Origin of the sequence: Bartonella sp. AA74HLJMH (genome assembly GCF_042197045.1) — a bacterium.
GTDB lineage: Bacteria > Pseudomonadota > Alphaproteobacteria > Rhizobiales > Rhizobiaceae > Bartonella.
Map to the genome: position 1 here is coordinate 1 of NZ_JBHIRJ010000110.1, position 956 is coordinate 956.

2 protein-coding genes are annotated in these 956 nt (G+C 35.4%); both read right to left on the reverse strand.

The window, feature by feature from the left end; genetic code table 11:
* Nucleotides 1-138 precede the first annotated feature (138 nt).
* A complete protein-coding gene (locus ACFINH_RS10010; protein ID WP_004856691.1) occupies nucleotides 139-432 on the reverse strand; it encodes a HigA family addiction module antitoxin in 294 nt (97 codons plus the stop codon).
* 16 nt (nucleotides 433-448) lie between these two features.
* Nucleotides 449-730: a type II toxin-antitoxin system RelE/ParE family toxin gene (locus ACFINH_RS10015; protein ID WP_252619286.1), complete on the reverse strand. Its 282-nt coding sequence runs from the start codon at nucleotides 728-730 to the stop codon at nucleotides 449-451.
* Nucleotides 731-956: the final 226 nt, after the last annotated feature.

Here is a 956-nt window from a genome sequence, read left to right on the forward strand (position 1 = left end):
GATTTTATAAAACTGTTCAGATTACGTTGTTTCTTCTCAACGTTCGATAAAATCAACAAGAGCATAAAAAACTATCGTGGGCTGCTTGATTTTAAAGAACATGACCTCTAGGTGTGAAGAAAGATGGGCTAAGTCTTTCTAAAGATGCCCTACTTGCTCTAGAGGTGAAATATGTGGGATTGGGCTGTTATGCCGAGCTTGCCACAAATCATGCTTTTGTTGCAATTTAAGCCAGAATTCCGCATCATTTAAACCCGCTTTTTCTAACCGTAAAGCTAAGTTAATACTAATCGCCGCATGGCAGTTTAAGACGCGGGATAAAGTTAAACGTGCAACGCCAAGACGATTTGCAGCTTCTGTTACTGTTAACCCTAATTCATCAAGCAATTCTTCTTTCAAAATGCCGCCAGGGTGTGGAGGATTGTACATCATAATAACACCTCAAAACTCAATGGTAATCTTGATAATCAACCAGTTCAACGTCTGTCCCAATGAAACGAAAGGTAACACGCCAATTTCCATTGACACGCATTGACCAGTAACCTTTTAAATCGCCCGTAAGCGCATGTAGACGATACGATTTAAGAGTAACTTGTTCAGGCGCGGATATTGTATCTAAAATTACTAAAATGTTTGCTAATTTTTTAGCATGCGCGGGTTGTATGCCTTTGCAGACTCCTCTTTCAAAGAATAATTTCAACCCTTTATGCTTAAAACTAACGATTGCCATATATACCCTCTTGATACTTGATACTATACACCATGCATTTATGTCAATTGATTATTTATCAAAGAGCATATTAAACATAATTTAATATGTTAATAATTAATAATATATCATTGAAATAATTGAAAAAATATGCAAATCATGTTAAGGTATTTCTATGTATTAAAATACAAATTTAAGGTAAGAAAAAACATGCTAAATAAAGTGATGTTAATCGGGCGTTTAGGTG

Bases quoted from the DNA above. Each gene is read 5' to 3' on its own strand.
- ACFINH_RS10015 (WP_252619286.1), bottom strand. From the start codon at position 730: ATGGCAATCGTTAGTTTTAAGCATAAAGGGTTGAAATTATTCTTTGAA.
- ACFINH_RS10010 (WP_004856691.1), bottom strand. From the start codon at position 432: ATGATGTACAATCCTCCACACCCTGGCGGCATTTTGAAAGAAGAATTG.